Origin of the sequence: Methylobacterium mesophilicum SR1.6/6 (genome assembly GCF_000364445.2) — a bacterium.
Lineage (GTDB): Bacteria > Pseudomonadota > Alphaproteobacteria > Rhizobiales > Beijerinckiaceae > Methylobacterium > Methylobacterium mesophilicum_A.
In genome coordinates this window covers 720876-744003 of the sequence record NZ_CP043538.1, presented here as the reverse complement: position 1 = coordinate 744003, position 23128 = coordinate 720876, and the positions used below count along the sequence as shown (strand labels likewise).

18 protein-coding genes are annotated in these 23128 nt (G+C 68.4%); 11 read left to right on the top strand and 7 right to left on the bottom strand.

Going from position 1 to position 23128, the window contains the following annotated elements:
- The first annotated feature begins 50 nt into the window (after positions 1–50).
- Positions 51–1352 (top strand): OmpP1/FadL family transporter, encoded by a 1302-nt coding sequence (locus tag MMSR116_RS03400; protein ID WP_010683737.1) that lies wholly within the window; start codon positions 51–53, stop codon positions 1350–1352.
- A 102-nt stretch (positions 1353–1454) separates the two neighbouring features.
- Here the strand turns inward: MMSR116_RS03400 and MMSR116_RS03395 are convergent, their stop codons facing one another.
- On the bottom strand, positions 1455–3224 hold the full coding sequence (locus MMSR116_RS03395; RefSeq protein WP_039893102.1) for a PHA/PHB synthase family protein: 1770 nt from the start codon (positions 3222–3224) through the stop codon (positions 1455–1457).
- A gap of 228 nt (positions 3225–3452) precedes the next feature.
- On the opposite strand from MMSR116_RS03395, the gene MMSR116_RS03390 reads away from it, so the two are divergent.
- From MMSR116_RS03390 to prfB, 5 genes are all read left to right on the top strand, one after another.
- The gene (locus tag MMSR116_RS03390; protein WP_244625592.1) at positions 3453–3818 is read left to right on the top strand and encodes a hypothetical protein; all 366 of its coding nucleotides are present in this window, start codon (positions 3453–3455) and stop codon (positions 3816–3818) included.
- Positions 3819–3939: 121 nt separating this feature from the next.
- On the top strand, positions 3940–5157 hold the full coding sequence (locus tag MMSR116_RS03385) for an LL-diaminopimelate aminotransferase (RefSeq protein WP_039893172.1): 1218 nt from the start codon (positions 3940–3942) through the stop codon (positions 5155–5157).
- 134 nt (positions 5158–5291) lie between these two features.
- The gene (locus tag MMSR116_RS03380; RefSeq protein WP_010683741.1) at positions 5292–5504 is read left to right on the top strand and encodes a hypothetical protein; all 213 of its coding nucleotides are present in this window, start codon (positions 5292–5294) and stop codon (positions 5502–5504) included.
- Positions 5505–5617: 113 nt separating this feature from the next.
- On the top strand, positions 5618–5977 hold the full coding sequence (locus tag MMSR116_RS03375; RefSeq protein WP_010683742.1) for a hypothetical protein: 360 nt from the start codon (positions 5618–5620) through the stop codon (positions 5975–5977).
- Between the two features lie 196 nt (positions 5978–6173).
- Positions 6174–7302 (top strand): peptide chain release factor 2 gene (prfB, locus tag MMSR116_RS03370; protein WP_106428244.1). Its coding sequence is split into 2 segments (ribosomal slippage): positions 6174–6242 and positions 6244–7302, totalling 1128 coding nucleotides; the frame shifts between segments, so codons are not numbered across the junction.
- Between the two features lie 76 nt (positions 7303–7378).
- Here prfB and ggt read toward each other — a convergent pair.
- The 6 genes from ggt to MMSR116_RS03340 all read right to left on the bottom strand — a co-directional run bounded on the left by ggt (position 7379) and on the right by MMSR116_RS03340 (position 14477).
- Positions 7379–8980 carry a gamma-glutamyltransferase gene (gene ggt, locus MMSR116_RS03365; protein WP_010683744.1) on the bottom strand — a complete coding sequence of 534 codons (1602 nt, stop codon included), beginning with the start codon at positions 8978–8980 and terminating at the stop codon, positions 7379–7381.
- 194 nt (positions 8981–9174) lie between these two features.
- A complete protein-coding gene (locus tag MMSR116_RS03360; RefSeq protein ID WP_010683745.1) occupies positions 9175–10098 on the bottom strand; it encodes an ABC transporter ATP-binding protein in 924 nt (307 codons plus the stop codon).
- Positions 10095–11123 carry an ABC transporter ATP-binding protein gene (locus tag MMSR116_RS03355; protein WP_010683746.1) on the bottom strand — a complete coding sequence of 343 codons (1029 nt, stop codon included), beginning with the start codon at positions 11121–11123 and terminating at the stop codon, positions 10095–10097. The genes MMSR116_RS03360 and MMSR116_RS03355 overlap by 4 nt, the downstream gene beginning before the upstream one ends.
- On the bottom strand, positions 11120–12049 hold the full coding sequence (locus MMSR116_RS03350) for an ABC transporter permease (RefSeq protein ID WP_010683747.1): 930 nt from the start codon (positions 12047–12049) through the stop codon (positions 11120–11122). Before MMSR116_RS03350 ends, MMSR116_RS03355 begins: the two co-directional genes overlap by 4 nt.
- Entirely contained in the window at positions 12046–12990 is a 945-nt protein-coding gene (locus MMSR116_RS03345; protein ID WP_010683748.1) for an ABC transporter permease, read from the bottom strand. Before MMSR116_RS03345 ends, MMSR116_RS03350 begins: the two co-directional genes overlap by 4 nt.
- Positions 12990–14477 carry an ABC transporter substrate-binding protein gene (locus MMSR116_RS03340; RefSeq protein WP_010683749.1) on the bottom strand — a complete coding sequence of 496 codons (1488 nt, stop codon included), beginning with the start codon at positions 14475–14477 and terminating at the stop codon, positions 12990–12992. The genes MMSR116_RS03345 and MMSR116_RS03340 overlap by 1 nt, the downstream gene beginning before the upstream one ends.
- 460 nt (positions 14478–14937) lie before the next feature.
- On the opposite strand from MMSR116_RS03340, the gene MMSR116_RS03335 reads away from it, so the two are divergent.
- The 5 genes from MMSR116_RS03335 (at position 14938) to MMSR116_RS03315 (ending at position 23124) form a co-directional block, all read left to right on the top strand.
- Entirely contained in the window at positions 14938–15501 is a 564-nt protein-coding gene (locus MMSR116_RS03335; protein WP_010683750.1) for a type IV pilus assembly PilZ, read from the top strand.
- Positions 15502–15572: 71 nt separating this feature from the next.
- On the top strand, positions 15573–16181 hold the full coding sequence (locus tag MMSR116_RS03330; RefSeq protein ID WP_010683751.1) for a HupE/UreJ family protein: 609 nt from the start codon (positions 15573–15575) through the stop codon (positions 16179–16181).
- Between the two features lie 842 nt (positions 16182–17023).
- Positions 17024–18724, top strand: a complete 1701-nt coding sequence (locus MMSR116_RS03325; protein WP_039893109.1) for a porin — start codon at positions 17024–17026, stop codon at positions 18722–18724.
- An 888-nt stretch (positions 18725–19612) separates the two neighbouring features.
- Positions 19613–21265 (top strand): porin, encoded by a 1653-nt coding sequence (locus MMSR116_RS03320; RefSeq protein WP_010683753.1) that lies wholly within the window; start codon positions 19613–19615, stop codon positions 21263–21265.
- Positions 21266–21741: 476 nt separating this feature from the next.
- Entirely contained in the window at positions 21742–23124 is a 1383-nt protein-coding gene (locus MMSR116_RS03315; RefSeq protein ID WP_010683754.1) for a 2-hydroxycarboxylate transporter family protein, read from the top strand.
- The last annotated feature ends 4 nt before the right edge of the window (positions 23125–23128 follow it).

Here is a 23128-nt window from a genome sequence, read left to right as displayed (position 1 = left end):
ATCTGCGCTGGGGAAATCGTAACGGCTTGGGGGTCGAGATGGGGGGGACAATGCGCGCGGCGATGCTCGCGGCCACGGCGGTGATCCTGTGCGCCGGGCAGGCGCATGCGGGTGCGTTTGGGATCCGGGAGCAGAGCACGCAGGCCCAGGGTCTGTCGTACGCGGGGGCGGCGTCGGGCTCGGGCGGCGTGTCGTCGATCTTCTGGAACCCGGCCACGATCACCATGAACCCGGGCTTCGTCTCGGAGCAGAACCTCACCTTCATCGGCCTGTCCTCCGAGATCCGGCCCGCGCCCGGCACCAACCCGGCCTTCGCCGGCCTGGGCGGCTCCGGCGACATCGGCCAGGGCGCCGTCGTGCCGGCGGGCGCCACCTCCTACCAGCTCAGCGACCGCCTCTGGCTCGGCCTGTCCACCGGCGCCCCCTTCGGCCTCGTGACCAAGCCGCGCGACGTGTGGGCCGGCGAGGTCTACGGCCGCTCGTCCCGGATCTTCTCGCTGGCGTTCAACCCGGTCATCGGCTTCAAGGTCAACGAGTGGCTCGCGCTCGCGGCCGGGCCCAACATCGAGTACTTCCGCCTGACCCTGCGCCAGGCGCTGCCGATCCCCGGGATCTCGCCGGTCGTCTACCCGAGCGGCTTCCTCAAGGGCGAGTCCTGGGGCGTGGGCTTCACCGCCGGCGCCACGATCACGCCGCGCGACGGCACCGTGCTGGGCATCGGCTACCGCTCCTCGGTCCACCACGACATCGACGGCTCGATCGGCGTGCCGCTGCTCGCGCTGGCGCCGCTGGCCGGCCAGGTCCGCGCCAAGCTGAACACGCCCGACAAGCTGAGCGTCGGCCTCACCCAGGCGATCACCCCGGTGGCGCGGGTCAACCTCGGCTTCGAGTGGGACAACTGGTCGAGGCTGGGCACCGTCGGCATCGTGTCGAAGACGCTCGGCCTGCCGGTCAACAACCTGCCGCTCAACTACAAGGACGGCTACACCTACGCGATCGGCGCCGAGTACGACGCCTCCGCCAACCTGACCCTGCGCACGGGCTTTGCCTACGAGACCTCGCCGATCGACTTCTCCAACCGCTCGGTGCGCCTGCCCGACGGCGACCGCTACATCGCCTCCGTGGGCGCCAGCTACCGCTGGAACCAGCAGCTGACCCTCAACCTCGCCTACTCGCACTTCTTCCTCGACCGCTCGCGGATCCTGGCCGGCATCGGGCGCGACTACAACGTCGGCAACATCGCCTTCGCGGGCGTGGTCGATTCCAGCGCCGACGTCGTCTCCGTCGGGTTCCGCTACGTCTTCGGCGCACCCCAAGCCCCAGCACCCGCACCCATCATCCGGAAATACTGAAGGACAAGCCCCGGGACGCCCCAGACACGGGCGTCCCGGGTCGGCCGCGGGTCCGCGCGGGGACCGGAGTTCGGGCCGCGCGTCCTCTCTCGCCGATCCGTCTCAGGAACGCATGCGCACGTAGGTGCCGGGCGCGGGGCCGAGGGATGGGAGTGCGTCGCCACCCGGCTTCCGGGCCGGGACGCGCTCGGGAGCCTGCGCCTCGATCCACTGGAACCAGTACGGCCACCACGAGCCCTTGGTCTCGACCGCGGCCTTGATCCACTCTTCGAGCGTGCCCTTCACCGGGCCGCCGGTCCAATAGCCGTATTTCGGCTTCGCGGGCGGGTTGATGACGCCGGCGATGTGTCCCGAGCCCGCCAGCACGTAGTCGACCTTGCCGCCGAACGACTTCGATCCCTCGAACACCGACAGGGCGGGCGCGATGTGATCCTCGCGGGTGGCGAGGTTGAAGATCGGCACCTGCACCTTCTTGAGGTCGAGACGCACGTTGCCGAGCACCATCCGGCCCTGTGCCAGCGTGTTGTTCAGGTAGCAGTTGCGCAGGTAGAAGGAATGGTTCGCCGCCGGCATCCGGGTGGCGTCCGAATTCCAGTAGAGCAGGTCGAAGGCCGAGGGCGTCTTACCCTTGATGTAATTGTTGACGATGTAGGGCCAGATCAGGTCGTTCGGCCGGAGCATGTTGAAGGCGTTGGCCATCCGGGCGCCTTCCAGGTAGCCACGGTCGGCCATGCGCATCTCGACCTGCCGGATCTGCTCCTCGTCGGCGAAGACCTTGAGATCGCCCGCATGGGTGAAGTCGACCTGCGTGGTGAGCAAAGTCGCGCTCTTGATCCGCCGGTTGCCCGTGGCCGCCTGCATGGCGAGCGTCACGGCGAGCAGCGTGCCGCCGACGCAGTAGCCGGCGGCGGTCACCTCGCTCTCGCCGGTGGCGACGCCAATCGCGTCGATGGCCGCCTCGATCCCCTCCCGCATGTAGGACTCGAAGTCCTTGTCGGCGTGGCGCTCGTCCGGGTTCACCCAGGAAATGCAGAAGACCGTGAGCCCCTGGTCGACCATCCACTTCAGGAAGCTCTTCTGGGGGTTGAGGTCGAGGATGTAGAACTTGTTGATCCAGGGCGGGACCATCAGGAACGGGCGCTTGAGGACGGTCTCGGTGGTGGGCGCGTACTGGATCAGTTCGATCAGGTCGTTGCGGAACACCACCTCGCCGGGCGTCACCGCCATGTTCCGGCCGACCTCGAAGCCGCTCGGGTCGGTCTGGCGCACGCGCAGCTGCCCGCCCCCGGCCTGCAGATCCTCCTCGTACATCTTCAACCCGCGGACGAGGTTGGCGCCGCTCTCCTGCAGGGTGTGGCGGATCAACTCCGGGTTCGTCGGCAGGAAATTGGAGGGCGACAGCATGGCGGTGAACTGGCGCAGGTAGAACTGCGCCTTGTGGCGCGTCTGCGCGTCGAGCCCCTCGGCCTCGTCCACGAGGCCCTCGGCCCAACGGGTGGCGAGCAGGTAGGCCTGCTTGAGGAAGTCGAAATACGGGTTGGTCGACCACTCGGCGTGGGCGAAGCGCGGATCGCGGGGTTCCGGGAGGGCGACCGGCTCGGCCCGCTGGCCCTGCAGGCGCAGGTAGGTGGAGCCCCACAGGGTTAGGAAGTCCTGCGACAGGCGCGCCTGCGCCTCGGCGCTCCGGTTCGGATCCGAGAGCCACGCCTCGGCCACCTTGCCGAGGACCTTCGCCGCGTCTCCCATCTCGTCGCCAGGCCCGCTCGCCTGGCCCTCCGGCGTCAAGAGACGGGCGACGTTGCGGCCCATCGCCTCCACGAACTGCCCGGCGTTGCGGGACAGCGCCTCGATATCCGGCAGCGGCGGGTTCATGCCGTCCGGGATCGCGCCGTTTGAGACCGACTTCGAAGGAGTGGTCCGATCCGGCGCCTGCGGGCTCGTCAAACGTGCCTCCCTGCTTTTCGTGCGTCGACCCGATCGCGCGAGCCTCGTTTCCGACAAAATAAGGAGCGAGCGAGAGATTTCGCCAGTCCGGCTCCCGACATCGCCGAAACATACGGCCGATCTTCTCATGTGCCTGTGACCATGGATCGCGCCTTCTTGAATCCCCCCGTGTGGGTGCGCCGCATCCTCGGCCTCACGGCGCTGGTCGCGCTCGCAGCGCCGCTCATGGCCTGCTCCGGCGATGTCGTGCGCTCGCTGGCCTCCGATGCCGGCTACGGACCGAAGGTGGTCGCGGCGCCCGATTTCGTCGCCGAATCGCGGGGCAAGGAGAGGCCCGACTTCATGCCGGTGGGCGTGGACGCGCCGAAGCGTCCGGTCCGGGCCAAGTCGGTCACCGGGCAGAAGGCTCTGGAGGCGGAGCTGGAGAGCGCCCGCGGGCGCAACGAGGCGCGCGGTCGCGCGGCCGCGAGCGCCGGCCAGGGCGCCGCCGCCATCAAGCCGGCTCCGGCCGCTGCGCAATAGGACATCTTCAAGCTGAACCTTTTTGGGTCGGCGACGACGCGCATTTCTGCTACAGCATGGGGTTCGCGCGACCGGCACAGACGAAAGACGCCAGATTCGGGACGCGCCGATGGACACGCCCATGACCGACTTCCACCGCATCAAGCGACTGCCGCCCTACGTCTTCGAGCAGGTCAACCGGATCAAGGCCGCCGCCCGAGCTCAGGGCGCCGACATCATCGATCTCGGCATGGGCAATCCCGATCTCGACGCGCCCAAGCACGTGATCGCCAAGCTGTGCGAGACGGCCGGGCGCCCGCGCACCGATCGCTATTCGGCCTCCAAGGGCATCGCGGGACTCCGGAAGGCGCAGGCCGGATACTATCAGCGCCGCTTCGGCGTCACCCTCAACCCGGACACGCAGGTCGTGGCGACTCTCGGCTCGAAGGAGGGCTTCGCCAACATGGCCCAGGCGATCACAGCGCCGGGCGACGTCGTGCTGGTGCCCAACCCGAGCTACCCGATCCACGCCTTCGGTTTCCTGATGGCCGGCGGCGTCATCCGCTCCGTGCCGGCCGAGCCGACCCCGGCCATGTTCCCGGCGTTGGAGCGGGCCATGCGCCACTCGATCCCGAAGCCGGTGGCGCTGGTGGTGTGCTACCCGTCGAACCCCACCGCCTACGTGGCGAGCCTCGATTTCTACAAGGATCTCGTGGCTTTCGCGAAGCAGCACGAGCTGATCCTGCTGTCGGACCTCGCTTACGCGGAGGTCTATTTCGACGGCAATCCGCCGCCCTCGGTCCTGCAGGTGCCCGGCGCGATCGACTGCACGGTGGAGTTCACCTCCCTGTCGAAGACCTACTCGATGGCCGGCTGGCGCATGGGCTTCGCGGTGGGCAACGAGCGCCTGCTCGCGGCCCTGACCCGGGTGAAGTCCTACCTCGATTACGGCGCCTTCACGCCGATCCAGGTCGCCGCCACCGCAGCCCTCAACGGGCCGGACGATTGCATCAACGAGATGCGCGGCATCTACCGGAAGCGGCGCGATGCGCTGGTGGAGTCCTTCGGCAAGGCCGGCTGGACGATCCCGTCTCCCGCCGCCTCGATGTTCGCCTGGGTGCCGATCCCGGAGCGCTACCGGGAGTTGGGCAGCCTGGAATTCTCCAAGCTGCTCCTCGAGAAATCCGACGTGGCGGTGGCGCCCGGCATCGGCTTCGGCGAGTTCGGCGACGAGTACGTGCGCATCGCCCTTGTGGAGAACGAGCAGCGCATCCGGCAGGCCGCCCGCAATGTCCGCCGGTTCTTCGACGGCACCGATAAGACCCTCCACAACGTCGTTCCGATGGCGCGCACCGGGTAGCTGCACCCGTTCCGATTGTGGCCGCGGGGCGACAGGCGTCATCAAAGGAGTCCTTGTCCCGCCGCGGCGCTTGTCACGGCGGGGCGCGATGGCCAGGGTCAGGCGCGGGGGTCTTCCCGCGCTCCGAGTGTCGCATGCGCCGCCTGAACCTGATCGCCGCCCTGCTGCTCGCCGCCGCGGCCTCGGCCTGTGCGCCGAACCCGATCATCGCCCGCGATCCGGTGCCCGCGCCCGGCCCGGCGGACGTCTACGCCTGCGATTCGAAGCCGTTGCCGCTCAACGCCTTCATCACGGATTGCCGCCCGGCGCCTGCCAGTCCGCAGGTCGTCCTGCGCGCCCGCGGCTGAGCGGAGCCGGCATTTCGGTAACCCGTCGTCGCGGACAGGCCGGACAAAGCGCCCGCGTTCAGCTAGACTGTAGGACCTGCGCCGGCCGAGCCGGCCCCGTGACGGAGCACCGCGTGAGCGCCAAGATCCTTTTTGCCGCCGGACTTCTCGCCCTGACGGTAGGGCAGGGAGCCTCGGCATCGGATGCGGCCTACCCGCCCGCGCCCTACCAGCCGCGCGCCTTCGTGTTCACCGCGCCGAACGGCCCGACGGTGCTCCAGCCGGAAGGCTGCTGCCAAGTCGTCGTGCCGCCGGGTCGGCCCGACCTCGCCGTGCCACCGGTGCCCGTGGCCGAGGTGATGAACGGCGGCGGCTTCGGCTACACGGGGTTCGATTATTACAACGACCAGATCACCGAGGGCCGCTTCGGCGCCCGCAAGCGGCCGAAGGAATACGTGATCGCCCCGGCCTACATCGTTCCGCCGCGCTACTGAGCCGGCGCGACAAAACCGGCCCTGCTCCCCGCGGAGCTTGGGCCGGCCCAATGCTTCGCACGGTTGATCCGAAGCCTTGAATTACCGCGCCTCCGGACGCGGCGGCTCCGGCCAAGCGCCGGGGCGCCGTTTACAGGCCGGTCGCCCGGCGGTATCACCCCGCCCCGACACCTTCACCTCATCCCCGAAAAACCAGATGCGCGCCGAGATCGAGCAAGCCTCGGATGCCGCCAAGCAGTCTATAGGGCTGCTGAGGAGGCATCTTTGACTGGGACACAGTCGACAAACGCCTCGCGGAGCTGAACGCGGCCTCCGAGGACCCGGAACTCTGGAACGATGCCGAGGCCGCCCAGAAGGTCATGCGGGAGCGCCAGCAGCTCGACGAGGCCGTCACGGCGATCAAGAAGCTCGAGCGCGACCTCGAGGATGGAGCCACGCTGATCGAACTCGGCGAGATGGAGGGCGACGACTCCTCGATCCGCGAGGGTGAGGCGGCGATCCTGGCGGTCGAGAAGGAGGCCGCGAGCCGTCAGGTGGAGACGCTCCTGTCGGGCGAGGCCGACGGCTTCGACACCTACCTTGAAGTTCATGCCGGGGCTGGCGGCACGGAGAGCCAGGACTGGGCCAACATGCTTCAGCGCATGTATGCCCGCTGGGCCGAGCGCCGGAAGTACAAGGTCGACGTCGTCGAGATGACCGACGGCGAGGAGGCCGGGATCAAGGGTGCCACGCTCCTGATCAAGGGCCACAACGCCTATGGCTGGCTCAAGACCGAGTCCGGCGTGCACCGTCTGGTGCGGATCTCGCCCTACGATTCCAGCGCCCGGCGGCACACCAGCTTCGCCAGCGTCTGGGTCTATCCGGTGATCGACGACCGGATCGAGATCGAGATCAAGGAATCCGACTGCCGGATCGACACGTATCGCTCCTCCGGCGCCGGCGGCCAGCACGTCAACACGACCGACTCGGCGGTGCGCATCACCCACAACCCGACCGGGATCGTGGTGGCGTGCCAGCAGGAGCGCTCGCAGCACAAGAACCGGGCGACCGCCTGGAACATGCTGCGCGCCCGGCTCTACGAGGCGGAGCTGAAGAAGCGCGAGGAGAAAGCCAACGCCGAGGCCGCCTCCAAGACCGATATCGGCTGGGGCCACCAGATCCGGTCCTACGTACTGCAGCCCTACCAGCTGGTGAAAGATCTGCGCACCGGCACCCAGTCCACCGATCCGGACGAGGTGCTCGACGGCGATCTCGACCCGTTCATGGAGGCCTCGCTCGCCCAGCGGGTCTACGGCGGCGTCGAGGCGGTCGAGGATATCGACTGAGCCGGCGGTGCTGACACGTCGCGCGGTTGAGCGTGTCAAAGGATGAGCGCCGGCGGCGCCCATCCCCACATCTGCATCAATACCCCAGCGCCGCACCATCCTTGCGCGGGTCCGACCCGGCAGCCAGCGTGCCGGCCTTCCGGTCGATCCAGATGATCTGGCCGCCGCCGAGCGGCAGCGGCGCGCGGATTGCCGGATGGCCGCGCTCGATCAGTCCCGCCATCACCGCGTCGGAGATCCCGCCCTCGACCTCCAAGGTCCCCCCGTAGGCGAAACTGCGCGGGGCATCGAGCGCCTCCTGCACGTCGAGGCCCCGGTCGAGGATGCCGGAGAGCAGCTCCATATGCCCCATGGCTTGGTAATGGCCGCCCATGACGCCGAACGGGGCGATCGCCTGCCCATCCTTCATCAGCATGCCGGGGATGATCGTGTGCATCGGCCGCTTGCCGGGCCCGACGCTGTTCGGATGGCCGCCCTCCGTGCGGAACGACAGGCCGCGGTTGTGCAGCAGCACGCCGCTCTCGGGCGCCAGGATCCCCGAGCCGAAACCCTGGAAGATCGAGTTGATCAGCGACAGCGCGTTGCCGTCCCGGTCGACCACGCAGAGATAGACCGTGTCCTTGTGGGCGCGGCCCTCGGCGATTTCCCGCTGGATCTCGGGATAGATCTCCGGCTCCCGGGCCCGGCCCATGTCGATCGCCCCGTGGGCGGCGGCCTTCCAGGCGTCGGAGAGCAGGTGCTCGATCGGGACCTGGGCGAGGGCGGCATCGCCGAACAGGACGTCGCGGTGGTGGTAACCCTGCTTGCAGACCTCGGCGAAGAGGTGGACACGGTCGAGGTCCGAGAGGGCGCCGACGTCGTAGTGGGAGAGGACGTTGAGCATCATCAGCGCCGCGAGCCCCTGGCCGGCGGGCGGACACTCGTAGACGTCGTAGCCCCGGTAGCGGGTCGAGACCGGCGTGACCACGTCGGGCCGGGCGGCGGCGAAATCCTCGAGCGTATGGAGGCCGCCGAGTTCGCTGAGCCGGCTTACCATGTCCTGCGCGACGGAGCCCGTGTAGAAGGCCTTCGGGCCTTCCTCGGCGATCTTCCGGAGCGTGGCGGCGAGCTTCGGCAGGCGGAAGACGCTGCCGATCGCCGGCGCCTGCCCGCCGGGCAGATAGGTCTCGGCGGCATGGGGATCGCCGGCGACCCGGGGCACGCAGCGCTGCCAGTCCCAGCCGACGCGCTGCTGGATCACAAACCCGTCCTGCGCGTAGCGGATGGCCGGCTGGAGCAGCTCACCCAGCGAGCGGGTGCCGTGCTCGCGGACCAGAAGATCCCAGGCCGCGACTGCGCCCGGAACCGTGACCGCGTGGGGGGAGGTGGGCGCGATGCCGACGCCGTGCTCGGCGTACCAGTCGGGCGTCGCGGCGGCAGGCGCGCGGCCGGAACCGTCGAGCGCGATGGGCGTCGAGGCGCCGGCGGGCGCGTAGAGGGCGAAGCAATCGCCGCCGATGCCGGTCATCAGCGGGTCGACCACGCATTGCACGGCGACCGCCGCGATCCCGGCATCGACCGCGTTGCCGCCGGCACGCAGCACCTCGATGGCGGCGAGCGTGGAGAGCGGGTGCGAGGTCGCCACGGCGGCGTTGGCGGCGTAGATCGGGGAGCGGCCGGGTGCGGAGTAGTCTCTCACGGGATGTCCTGCTCTACGGAACGGTTTAGAGGCTGCCTGATCCAACCCTCGACCTCATCCTGAGGTGCCGGAGCGAAGCGGAGGCCTCGACGGAGCCCTCCAGGGATCGCCCGGCTGGCTGGAACCCTCGTTCGAGGCTCGCTGCGCTCGCACCTCAGGATGAGGTGGAGACAGGGAGAGGCCGTGTAAGGCCGTCATGCGTGCCGCGCTCCCGACAGCGCCACCCAGTGCCCGGGCGCCACCTCCGTGAGCGGCCCGTCCGGCGGCTGGTCGTGGCCGGCAAGGTCCCGCGCGGCGAGGCGGGCCCGCTCCTCGGCCGGATGCGGCACTGGCACCGCGGCGAGCAGGCGGCGGGTGTAGGGATGACGCGGATCCGCGTAGAGGGCATCCGCCTCGGCCAACTCGACAATCCGCCCGCGCCAGAGCACCGCAACCCGGTGGCAGAGATAGCGCACCATCCGCAGGTCGTGGGAGATGAACAGGTAGGACAGGCCCATCTCGTCCTGCAGGTCCTGGAGCAGGTTCACCACCTGCGCCTGGATCGAGACGTCGAGCGCCGCGATCGGCTCGTCGGCGACGATGAAGCTGGGCTTGAGGGCGATCGCCCGGGCGATGCAGATTCGCTGCCGCTGGCCGCCCGAGAACTGGTGCGGGTAGCGCCCCATGAAACGCGGATCGAGCCCGACCCGCTGGAAGAGGGCGGCGACGGCCTCCCGCCGCTCCGGACTCCGCATGTCGCGCCGGTGCAGCTTGAACGCCTCCGCGACGTAGTCTCCGGCGCTCATCCGCGGGTTGAGGGCCGCGTAGGGATCCTGGAACACGGTCTGGATCCGGGCGCGCATCTTGCGCATGGCGGCCGCCGAGAGCTTGGCGAGGTCGGTGCCCTCGAATGCGATCGTGCCCGAGGTCGGCGGGTTGAGCATGGTCACGGCCCGGCCGATGGTCGACTTGCCGGAGCCGGATTCGCCGACGAGACCCAGGGTCTCGCCGGGGCGGATGTCGAAGCTCACGCCCTCGACCGCGCGGAACACCGCGCCCTTGCCGCCCCACCAGGAGCGGAGGGGATAGTGCTTGGACAGGTCGCGCACCGAGACGATGGGTTGCTCCGGCCCGCTCATCGCGCGGCCTCCTGGCCCAGGAGCCTCGGCAGGTCGTACCAGGCGGCGACGAGGTGGCCAGGCGCCGCGCCGGGCGCCTGCGCCAGGGGCGGCATCTCGGTCCGGCAGCGGGGCGTCGCGAAGGCGTTGCGCGGCGCGAACGGATCGCCCGGCGGCAGATGGCGCATGTCCGGGGGCGCGCCCTCGATCTGGTGGAGCCGCCGCCGCCCGGCGCGGCCACCGGAGAGGTCCGGCAGGGAGCGCAGGAGGCCCAGCGTGTAGGCGTTACGGGGATCCGAAAAGATGTCGTCGACCGGGCCGCGCTCCAGGATCCGGCCGGCATACATCACCTGCACGGTGTCGCTGATCCCGGCCACAACCCCGAGGTCGTGGGTGATCCAGATGATCGCCATGCCGAGCTCGCGCTTCAGCTCCTGAACGAGGGCGACGATCTCGGCCTGGACGGTGACGTCCAGCGCGGTGGTCGCTTCGTCGGCGATCAGCAGCTTCGGCCGGCAGCTCAGGCCGATCGCGATCATCACCCGTTGGCGCTGGCCGCCCGAGAACTCGTGCGGGTACTGGTCGAGGCGCGCGGCGGCGTTCGGAATGCGGACGAGGTCGAGCAGCTCCCTGGCCCGGGCGCGGGCCGCGCGGGCGTCGAGTCCGAGATGGATCCGCAGCGGCTCGACGATCTGCGCCGCCACGGTCATGCCGGGGTTGAGCGAACTCATCGGGTCCTGGAACACGAAGCCGATCGCGCCGCCGCGGATCTTCCGGAGTTCGCGCTCCTTGAGGGCGAGCAGGTCGCGGCCCTCGAACAGCACCTGCCCGCCGGTGATGCGGCCGGGCGGGCGCGGGATCAGGCCCAGCATGGCCAGCACGTGCACGCTCTTGCCGGAGCCGGACTCGCCGACGATCCCCAGCGTCTCGCCCTCGTGCAGGGTGTAGGAGACGCCGTTGACCGCGTGGACCGCGCCGCCGTCGCTGTCGAAGGCGACCGCGAGGTCGCGGACGTCGAGGAGGGGCCGGGTCATCGCCTTCGTCATGTCCGCTGCCTCGGGTCGAGGGCGTCCCGCAGGCCGTCGCCGAACAGGTTGAAGGCGAGCACGGCGAGGAAGATCGACAGGCCGGGCCAGATCGCCATCCACGGCGCCTCGTCCATGAAATTCTTGGCGGTGTTGAGCATCGCCCCCCAGGACGGCTCGGGCGGCTGCTGACCCAGGCCGAGGAACGACAGGCTCGCCTCCGCGATGATCGCCACCGCGATGGTGAGTGTCGCCTGGACGAGGATCGCCGGGACGATGTTGGGCAGGATGTGGACCCGGGCGATCCGCCATGGCGGGTTGCCCATGGCGCGCGCCGCCTCGACGAACTCCTCCGCCGCCACGGCGCGGACCTGCGCGCGGGTCAACCGGATGAAGGTCGAGGTTGCCGACAGGCCGATGGCGATCATCGCGTTGACGAGGCTCGGGCCGAGGAAGGCGGCGAGCGCGATCGCCAGGATCAGGAACGGGATCGCCAGGAGCGCGTCGGTAAGCCGGGAGATCGCCCCGTCGATCCAGCCGCCCGCGTAACCGGCGAGCAGTCCCAGCGGCAGGCCGAGGGAGACCGCAAGCGCCACCGACACCAGGCCGGCGCCGAGGGAGGCGCGGGCGCCGAAGATGATCCGCGAGAGCACGTCGCGCCCGACCTCGTCGCCGCCGAACGGGTGCGCGAGGCTCGGCGCGCCGCGGACGTTGCCCCAGTCGGTGGCGGTCGGGTCGTAGGGGGCGATCCAGGGCGCGAACACCGCCATCAAGACCAGCAGGCCGACGATGACGAGCCCGGCCACGGCGCTCCTGCGGGCGCGCAGGCGCCGCCAGAAGGCCGCGAGGGTGCCGGGTTCCTGGAGGATGGCCTGGACGGGAGTGCCAGACGGGGCGGCCTCCAGGCCGACGGCCTCGGCGCTGGCAATCTCGCTGCCGGTGCTCATGCCCGCCTCAGCTTCGGGTTAACGGCCGCCGACAGCAGATCGGCGGCGAGGTTCAGCGCGATGTAGGTGGCGGCGGTGCAGATCACGACGCCCTGCACGGTGGCGAAATCCCGGTTGAACACGGCATCGACCATCAGCTTCCCGAAGCCCGGAACCGAGAACACCTGCTCGGTGAGCACCGCCCCCGACAGGAGCTGCCCGAATTCCAGCGCCCCGAGGGTGATGATCGGGATCGCGGCGTTTGGCAGCGCATGCCGCAGGGTCACCCGGAGCGGCGAGACGCCCTTGGCGCGCGCGGTGCGAACGTAATCGGAGCCGAGCACGCCCAGCATCGCCGCGCGGGTGTGGCGCATCATCACCGCCGCGATGGCGTTGCCCAGCACGAAGGCCGGCATCGCCATGGCGGCGAGGTTTTCCGACAGGCTCTCGAACGGCGAGACGTAGCCCGAGGCCGGCAGCCAGCCGAGTTCCACCGAGAACAACAGGATCAGCAGGATCCCGAGCCAGAAATTCGGCACCGACAGGCCCCAGAGGGCGATCCCGTTGGCGATCGTGTCGGCGGCCTGGCCGCGCTTGACCGCCGACAGCACGCCCATCGGCACGCCGATGGCCAGCGCCACCAGCATGGCCAGGCAGGCCAGCTCCAGCGTCACCGGCAGCTTCTCGACGATCAGCTCCGAGACCGGCTTCTGCAGCCGGATCGACTCGCCGAGATCGCCCCGGATCACGCCGCCCGCCCAGTAGGCGTAGCGTACCGGCAGGGGCTCATCGAGGTGGTACTTCTCGCGGATGAACGCGATCACCTGCGGGTCGCGCTCCTCGCCGGTGAGCGCGGTGGCGACGTCGCCCGGCAGCAATTGCTGCAGGGCAAAGATAATCATCGAGGCGATGATCAGGGTCGGAACCGCCAGGGCGAGGCGTCGGGCGAGAAACCGCAGCATCAGTTGAGCTTCAACCCGGTGAAGCGCGCCAGCCCGTCCGGATAGGGCACGAAGCCCGTGAGCTTCTGACTGTAGGCCCAGAGCAGCTTGCGGTGCAGGATGTAGATCCCGGGCCGGTCCTTCAGCACCTGATCGGCCAGCGCCTTCCAGGCCGCCTTCCGCTTGGCCGGATCGACGGTGCTGCGCTCGGCCTGGAGCGCCGCGTCGGCCTCGGGGCTGCAGTACTTGGGATAATTCAGCGCCGCCTTGCAGAAGAGGAAGCTGTAGGTGTTGCCGTCCGGGTCCGAGCGGCCGCTCCACGAATAGAGCTGCGCCTCGTAGTTGCCCTTGTCGGCGGCATCGAGCGCGGTGGTGAAATCCACCGCCTGGATCTTCACGTCGAATCCCGCCTCCTTGGTCATCGCCTGCACCACCTGCCCGACCTGGGGCGCGTCGCTGTTGGCGTAGACGGTCAGGGTGATCTGCGGGTTCGGCTTGCCGGCCTCGGCGAGCAGCGCTTTCGCCTTCGCGACGTCCCGCTTCGGGATCGGGTATTCGGTGACGTAGTTCGGGTTCTTCGGGTTGACCCACTGGTTCCCGGCCAGGAACTCGCCGTTATAGACCACCTGATTGATGGCGTTGCGGTCGATGGCGGCTTCGAAGGCGGCGCGCACCTTCGGGTCCGCCGCCGGCGAGCCGGCCTTGTTGGGGTTGAACAGGATCTCCTGGAAGCCGAGCTCGTAGGTGGAGTCGAGCTTCAGCTTGGCGTCCCGCTTCACCTGGGAAACGTCGGTGGGGGCCAAGCGCTCCAAGAGGTCGAGCTGCCCGGCCCGCAGGTTGGTGAGCCGCACCGTCGCGTCGGGGATCGGGCGGAACTCGATCCGCTGGATGTGGATCGCGTCCTTGTTCCAGTAATCGGGGAAGCGCTCGACCACGATCCGGTCCTGCGGCACCCGCTCGACGAACTTGTACGGTCCGGCGCAGACCGGCGCGGTGGCGAACTTGTCGCCCAGCCGCTCCGCGGCCTTCGGCGACACCATCATGCCGGCCCGGTCGGTGAACTGCGCCAGCAGCGGCGCGAACGGCTGCTTCAGGTTGATGCGAAAGGTCAGGTCGTCGACCACGTCCACGGAGTCGATCGGCGCGATCTCCGAGCGACGCTGCGAGCCCGGCATCTTCATATGGCGCTCGATCGAGTACTTGGCCGCCGCGGCATCGAGCTTCTCGCCGTCGTGGAACAGCACCCCCGGGCGCAGGTGCATCGTCAGCGCCTTCTCGTCGGACGAAAGCTCCCAGGACGTGGCGAGCTGCGGCACCGGCTTCAGGTCAGGCCCGATATCGACGAGCTTGTCGCAGAGGGCGGCGAACACCATCCGGCTCGCGAAGGTGCGCGCGAGCGTCGGGTCGAGGGCATCCGGATCCTCCATCATGCCGTAGCGCAGGGTCTGCGCGGCGGCGGGCCCGGTCAGCAGGAACCCGGCGAAGAGGCAAGCGGCGACACGCAGCATGGGATCGGTCCGGATGAGCGAGTTACGGAGCAGGACGTTCTCGGCCGCGGCCGACCGCTGCGGCGGGCGACACTGTCGCGTACCGTCATGGTATGTACAATCCCAGGCAGCATCCATGCCACGGCGCAGGATTGCATCTTGAATTCATTTGTCGCGTTCGACGCGTGCCCGAGCGCCGCTCCGATGTGGATACGACCCCGGAGGCTGTGGTGAGAGGGATGCCGGAACCCGGGCACGGGCGAGGATGCGGCAGGTCGGCCGGTCACGATCCCGTCTTCCGCGGGGCAGATCGCGCCCGAGCGTATCCCTCACCTTCCGGCGCTTGCCCGGAAGATGTGCAGATCTGACCGCGCCGGCTGGCGAAAGCCCGCGACGCTCAAGTTTTACGGAGTCGCTGAATATGTCGGCAAACTGATCCATCGCACAACGCGCCCATGCTCAAGATGCGGCGAAAGAAGGCATGAATGACGCCCGGCACATCGTCATCCTGCCTGCTCTGTGCTGGAACCAGCGCCGTCGGGACTTCTACGCCATTACCACGGACGTGTCGGCGGACGGCATCCGACTCCGCTCCTCGTCCCTGCTGGACCCCGGCGAGGATCTCACCTGCAGCATCCGGCATATCGGCCTCCTGGAGGCGCGGATCGACTGGGCGGCCGGCCGGGACTTCGTCGTCTCCGTCCACGGAGGTCGGCCGGTGCTCATCGGGCTGGCGCGCCAGTTCGTGGCGCTGGCGCGGGCGCAGGACCTGCGCGCGGAGCCGCTGCGCCTTCACCGACGGATCGTGCCGCGACAGAGGATCGTCGACGTCACCGTTGGGGATGGTCCCGCCGTCGCGGGGCATGTGCTCAACGTCTCGGCCTCCGGTGTAGCCCTCCTGGTAGAGGCTTCGCTGGAGATCGGTGCCACGATCCGCGTGGGACGGAAGCTTGCCCGTGTGATCCGTCACTTCACGCACGGCGTCGGCGCCGCGTTCCTCGAGCCCTTCGAACCGAGCGCGGTTCACGAGGCGATGACCCTGTGACCCGTGCGGCAGGCCCTCGCAGATCCTCAGGAAGAGCGCTACATCTTTCCGGGCTCAGCGAAGGACCCTGCATGAAACGTCTGTTCCCCGCCGCCCTTATGGCTTCCATGGCCGCCCTTCCGGCGGCGCTTGTGCTGCTGCCGCAGGCGGCGCTCGCGCATCCCGGGCACGGCGCCGCGACGGGCGCGGAGGCGGGCTTCCTCCACCCGCTGATGGGCGCCGATCACATCCTGGCCATGGTCGCGGTCGGCCTGCTGGCAGCCCTGAAGGGCGGCCGGGCACTCTGGGCGCTACCCGGCTCGTTCCTGGCCCTGATGAGCGCCGGGGCCGGCCTCGGCATGTCCGGCGTCGCGCTGCCCCATGCCGAGACCGCCATCGCGCTGTCGATCGTCGTCTTCGGCCTCGCCGCCATCGTCGGCCTGCGGGCGCCGGTCGCCCTGCTCGCCGCCGTGGTCGGGTTCTTCGCGGTGTTCCACGGCTACACGCACGGCGCCGAAATGCCGGACACCGCTTCGGGTCTCTCCTTCGGCCTCGGCTTCCTGATCGCCACGGCCCTGCTCCATGGTGCCGGGCTCGCCCTCGGTGCCGCAGGGACGCGGATCGGTGCGTCCCGTGGCGCACCGGCGCTCGGCGCGGTCGTGACGGGGGCCGGTCTGGCGCTGCTGGCGCTGCCGGCCTGAGCGCGACGGAGTCCTTCGTGACGGGCGGGACACTCCGCCCGCACGTCCCCATGCATCTCGGCTTCGAACACCGCTCGGGACCTGCAAGATCTGGGTGTTTCGGATGAACGCGGATCACGGAGCCGGTTCGACGGCCGGTCGTACCCGCGGCGCGGCGTACTAGTATGTGTGGCGTCTGGTGGAGCCGATAAGCACCGGCTGCGGCCGATCTCGTGATGGCGTCAGGGTCCAGCGCGCAAGACGTTGCGGCGGCGCGCGGTGCCATCGAGGTAGACGCTCTCACGACGGCGCGCTTCGCTCTCGTCCAGTCTCGCCGAGGCGACTGAGCGCGCAGCACTACGTCGACAGACGCGTCAGGCCCCTCCGGAATACGCAACCCGCTCACCGGCTCTCAGCCGCGTCGACCATCCCACGCCCGAGGCGGCCCCCAACGCGCGCTGCGGGCGGCTGCAAAGCTCCAGGCGGCGGGTCTAAGGCCGCGCCGCGTCCCGCGCTCGAATCGGCGGAGCCGCCGCGAGCCGAGCCCGCGCTATTCACAGCCCAAGACCGGCCGCGATCGGGGTTCGGATTGGCATCCGGCGGCGCGGTCGGGGCGATTTGCGGCCGATACCGGTTCAAATTGTTGCCAGGCCGCAACATCCGGGCGGAACAGCCAAGGCTGACACGAATCCTCGTTGCCGGCCGAAACGCCTTCGCACATGGTGTTCGTGCACGGGGGCATCGCCAAGCGAGAGCCCGCAGGAGCCTGCCGCCAGACGCGGGCCAAACCTACAGAACGTGCGGCAAGACCCGGAAAACCGGGCGTGTCCGCATCATCGGGTCTCGAAGCTTTGGAGATGTCTATGAAGCTCTTGAAGAGCTCGTTGCTCGGGTCTGCAGCCGCGTTCGCGGCGGTGGGCGCCGCGCACGCCGCCGACCTGCCGGTCAAGAAGGCGGTTCCGATCGAGTACGTCCGCGTCTGCTCCGCCTACGGCGCCGGCTTCTTCTACATTCCCGGCACCGACACCTGCCTGCGTCTCTCGGGCCGCGCCCGGTTCGAGGGCGGCTACCAGACCGCCTACACCCGCCAGTTCAACCAGGGCGGTGACTCGGCCGGTTACAGCACCCGCATGCGCATCAACCTCGATGCCCGCACCCAGACCGCCTACGGCACGCTGCGCGCCTTCGTGCGTCTCGACGCCGGCTACCGCTCGGGTGGTCCCTACGGCGGCGGCACCTCCGGCACGCAGCAGCGCATCGGCCAGGCCTTCCCGGCCCTCGGCGTCGATCAGTTCGGCCGCGCCCAGCAGTACATGAACGTCGACAAGGCGTTCATCCAGTTCGCGGGCCTGACCGCCGGTCGTGCGTCCTCGTTCTTCGACTTCTACGCCCACGACTTCGAGTTCACCGGCGCCACGGCCGGCTCGGACGTGTTCTCCACGAACCTGCTCGCCTACACCGCCACGCTCGGCAACGGCCTGTCCGCGACGCTCTCGGTCGAAGACCCGGTCTTCCGCCGCACCGGCATCTTCTCGCCGACCGTCAACGCCAACGGCGTCACGGTCAACGCGGCGGTGACCAACTTCGGCATCACCAACTCGCCGATCCCGGTGATCACCGGGTACAACGCGGCCGGTGCGCCGTCGCGCTTCAACTTCGTCGACGGCATCGAGAAGAGCCGGATCCCCGACGTCGTCGGCGTGCTCCGCCTCGATCAGGCCTGGGGTTCGGCCCAGGTCTCTGCCGCCATGCACGAGCTCAACATCAACAACGTGCAGAACAACCTCGGCTTCATCCCGGGCGCCGGCCTCGGCACCGCGGCGGTTGCAGGAACGGGCGGCTCGAACCTGAGCATCCCGCACGCCAACACCGCCTACGGCTTCGCCGTGCAGGGCGGCATCAAGGTCAACGCGCCGTTCATCGCTCCGGGCGATGCGCTGTACGTCCAGGCCGCCTACGCGAACGGTGCCCAGATCTACTCCGGCTACTCCTCGTACTCGGGCACCTACGCCCAGTCGGCCGCGACCATCCAGGGCCAGAAGTTCTCGCAGTACTTCAACGACGGGCAGATCAACCCGTTCACGGGCCAGATCTCGAAGAACGAGAACGTCACCGTGTCGGCGGCGTACCTGCACTACTGGTCGCCAGAGTGGCGCTCGGCGTTCTTCGGTTCCTACGGCGAGCAGAACTTCGCCAGCGGCGCTCGGTTCGCTCAGGGTCAGCTGTCCAGCATCATCAGTGGCGCGAACGGCCTTGCCTTCGCAAACAACACTGTGGGAGCGCCCGGAACGCGGTTCTACGCTCTGAGCCAGGCGCTCCGCGACACCTACCAGTTCGTCGCCGGCGCGAACATCATCTGGTCGCCGGTCAAGGATCTCGATATCGGCCTGGAAGGCTTCTACACGCAGATCGGCGTGAAGAACGGTCGCGTCATCGACGCCGACAAGGATCCGACCGCCTACTCTGCGGCTCGTGTCGCGGCGATCAACGCCGGCGGCCTCGTCCGCACCACGACCTCGGACGGCGTGTCCCAGATCCGCGTCCGCGTGCAGCGCGACTTCTGATCCAAGACGGCGGAGCCGGGGCCTTCATCCCGGCTTCCCACCCTGTGCGATACATCTCTCAAGGCCCGGCTCACGCCGGGCCTTTTTCGTTCTGGTGCGCTCCCTGCGCGCGCCCGGCCCTGGCGCGCGCGAGTCGAGGCTTGCAGGCGGTTCTGCTGCGGGCGCGAGAGGCGTCCGGCCCTCGCCGTGGGCCGCTGCCCGCGAGACGATGCTGACGCCTGCCTGACCCGCCCTGCAGGCCGGGCGCAGCGGAGCGACGCTTGAAGCGGACCGCTCTGAGGTGCTGCCGCGCCCGATGCGGAACGCCAGCCTCCGCGCGCCCTGCCGTCCATCCTCACAGCGCCTGCACGGACATGTGCGTCTGCCGCATCGTCGTCCACAGGACGGACCGCGAACCGCGGACGTTCGAACAGGCGACAATCGCGAATCGCCGCCTCCGCCAGTCGACAGCCTGTGCGTGCCCAACAGCTTATCGAGTCGCTCATTCCGGGTGGGCCTCGGGTGCTCAAGTGGGATCGAAGTAAAAATCGCTCAGTCTATGCCATATCCCCCGATATGCCGAAATATTATTTGTCAAACTCAGTATATTTGCTCTGAATATCCGATATATACTTCCATAATATTCCGGCAAAGACTGACCTTGGCCATCTTAATGGATGAAAGACGTTGTCGTTCGGCAACAGAGCGCAGTTAAGGACGCAAAAATACGGATCGTTCATTGAGGAATCAGATCTGCCGGGACAAGATCATCGTGCCTGGCGGAAGATCCGACGTAATACTCGAGATCTGAGCCGAAAGATAAGAATAATACGTAACAATCTGCAGTGCGGTTGGCTGTAAAAAAGCCGAAAGGCATTGCATCTGGGTCTCGAAGATTTGGAGATGTCTATGAAGCTCTTGAAGAGCTCGTTGCTCGGGTCTGCAGCCGCGTGCGCGGCGGTGGGCGCCGCGCACGCCGCCGATCTGCCGGTCAAGAAGGCGGTTCCGATCGAGTACGTCCGCGTCTGCTCCGCCTACGGCGCCGGCTTCTTCTACATTCCCGGCACCGACACCTGCCTGCGTCTCTCGGGACGCGCCCGGTTCGAGGGCGGCTACCAGGCCAGCTACACGCGCCAGAATGGCAACGGCGGCGATACGTCAGGCTATCAGGGCCGGCTGCGCATCAACCTCGATGCCCGTACCCAGACCGCCTACGGCACGCTGCGCGCCTTCGTGCGCCTCGATGCCGGTGCCCGCACCGGCTACGCCGGCGTCGGCACCTCCGGCACGCAGCAGCGCATCGGCCAGGCCTTCCCGGGCCTGGGCGTCGACAGCTTCGGCCGCGACCAGCAATTCTCGAACGTCGACAAGGCGTTCATTCAGTTCGCGGGCCTGACCGCCGGTCGCGCGTCCTCGTTCTTCGATTTCTACGCTCACGACTTCGAGTTGGGCGGCTCGACGCTGGGCTCCGACAACGCGTCGACCAACCTGCTCGCCTACACAGCCACCATCGGCAACGGCCTGTCCGCGACGCTCTCAGTCGAAGACCCGGTCTTCCGCCGCACTCCGATCTTCTCGCCGACGGTCAACCCGGCGGGAGTCACGGTCAACACCAATCTCGCGAACTTCGCCCAATCGAACTCGCCGGTGCCGGTCTTCATCGGCTACACCAACGGCGCCCCGTCGCGGTACAGCTTCATCGACGCGATCCAGCGGGAGCGCCTGCCGGACTTCGTCGGAGCCCTGCGCGTCGATCAGGCCTGGGGCTCGGCCCAGATCTCGGCCGCCTCGCACGAGCTGAATGTCGGAAATGTCGCCAACGGCGCCGGCTCCGGAACCGGATCGAATGTCAGCATCCCGCACACCAACAGCCTGCTCGGCTGGGCGGTGCAGGGCGGCCTGAAGGTCAACACGCCCTTCATCGCGCCCGGCGACGCCCTCTACCTGCAGGGTGCCTACGGCGAGGGCGCGCAGCTCTACACCGGCTACTCCGCCTACACCGGCTCGTACACGCAGAGCACCGCGACCATCCAGGGCCAGAAGTTCGCCCAGTATTTCGCAGATGCGACGATCAACCCGTTCACCGGCCAGCTGCAGACCTCGCAGAGCTTCACCGCGACGGCGGCCTACCTGCACTACTGGTCACCGGAATGGCGCTCGGCCTTCTTCGGCTCCTACGGCGAGCAGAGCTTCGCGCAGGGCGCGCGCCGGGCCCAGGGCGCGATCTTCAATCTCGTGAACCCGAACGGTACCAACACCTTCGGCGCCAACGCCGTGGGCGTTCCGGGCACGCGCTTCTACCAGTTAAGCCAAGCCCTTCGCGACACCTACCAGTTCGTGGCGGGCGGCAGCGTGATCTGGTCGCCGGTCAAGGACCTCGATATCGGCGTGGAGGCCTTCTACACGCAGATCGGCCTGAAGAGCGGCCGGGCGATCGATACCGACAAGAGCCCGACCGCCTATTCCAACGTTCCAGGCATCAACAACGGGACCTTCGTGCCGCGCACCGCGACGCAGGACTCGGCCTCGATGGTCCGCGTCCGCGTCCAGCGCGACTTCTGATTGAGGATGTCGGTGCGGGGATCCTGATCTCCGCGCCGGCTCCCGTGCGGCCGCCTCTGCACCGAGGCGGCTTTCCTGGCCTGGCTTCGCGCCGGACCCATTTTTTCGTGCGCGATTGGGAGAAAGGCTTCGACTCGACGTCGGCGGAAGCGCTCCGGAAGCCTGCCGGATCGTCTTCGCTGCGTTTGCGTGCGCAGGGGTAGACGGAGCCGGACCTCAAGACCAGCCTTCGCCAACCAGGGCGGGCACGACCGGCCTTGTGGCAATCGTAAGGAGTATCAGACGTCCTTAATCCCGGCGCGCGCGACAGGTCGCGCGCTTTGTTCCAGAACGCGTTGCCGCCCCCCGGCGGCGCTGATACGCCGAATGTCACTTTATTGCCGCCGGTGATGCTGACCTCGACGGGTCGCGAGCGCGATGGCGTTCCGGATCGTGACGTGGTCGGCGCACGGTGTGGGGATGTTCGGGGGAACGCCATGACCAGCACTGCCACAACACGCTCTGCACCACCACCGGCCGAGAGTCGGGCGGCAGAGGCGGGCGCGGCGCGGTTCTGGCCCGATCGCTGGTGGCGCCTGGTCGATGCAAAAATCGGCATCATACCGCTCCCGGTCTACCTCATCCTGGCGATCCTGATCGGCGTGCTGGTCCAGGAGGGCGAGATCAAGCCCGACGGGCCGACCATGATCGCCGTGCTGGTGATGGGCGGCTTCACCTGCGCGGAGATCGGCAAGCGGATCCCGGTCCTGAAGAACATCGGCGCCGGCGCGATCTTCGCGACCTTCATCCCCTCGGCCCTCGTCTACTATGCCCTGGTGCCGCCGCAGATGGTCAAGGCCATCACAGATTTCACCAAGTTCACCAACTTCCTCTACATCTACATCGCGACCATCATCGTCGGCTCGATCCTCGGCATGGATCGCGACGTCCTGATCAAGGGCTTCCTGAAGATCTTCGCGCCGCTCGCGGTCGGCTCGGTGGCGGCCGCCCTCGTCGGCACGCTGGTCGGCACCCTGCTGGGCCTCGGACCCTACAAGACGTTCTTCTTCATCGTCGTGCCGATCATGGCGGGCGGTGTCGGCGAGGGCGCGATCCCGCTCTCCATCGGATACGCGGCGATCCTCGGGATGCAACAGGGCGTGGTCTTCGCGCAGGTGCTGCCGCCCGTGATGCTGGGATCGCTGACCGCGATCATCCTGTCCGGCACGCTCAACTACGTGGGCAAGCAATATCCCCACCTCACCGGCGAGGGGCGCCTGCAGCCCGATTCCGAAGGCATCAAGTCGAGCGATGCACAGGCCAAATCCGAGGCGGCGCGGGGCCAGATCGACCCCGCCACGATCGGTGCGGCGGGGCTGACGGCCATCACCCTCTATCTGCTGGGCGTCATGGCCCACCATATGGTCGGCCTGCCGGCGCCGGTGGCGATGCTGTTCCTGGCGGTGTTCGCCAAGCTCGCCAGCGCGGTGTCGCCCCATCTCCAGGCCGGCGGCTTCGTGGTCTACAAATTCGTTCAGGTCTCGATGACTTACCCGCTGCTCTTCGCCATCGGCGTGGCGCTCACGCCCTGGAACGAGTTGATGGCGGCGTTCACCCTGGTGAACCTGATCACCATCGTGTCGACGGTAGTGACGCTGATGGTAACGGGCTTCTTCGTCGGCCGCTGGCTCGGGATGTACCCGATCGAGACCGCCATCGTGAACGCCTGCCACAGCGGGCAGGGCGGCACCGGCGACGTGGCGATCCTCACGGCGGCGAACCGCATGGCGCTGATGCCGTTCGCGCAGATCGCGACCCGCATCGGCGGTGCGCTCACCGTGACCGGCACGATCATCGCCATGAAGTGGATCGGTGCCTGAGCGG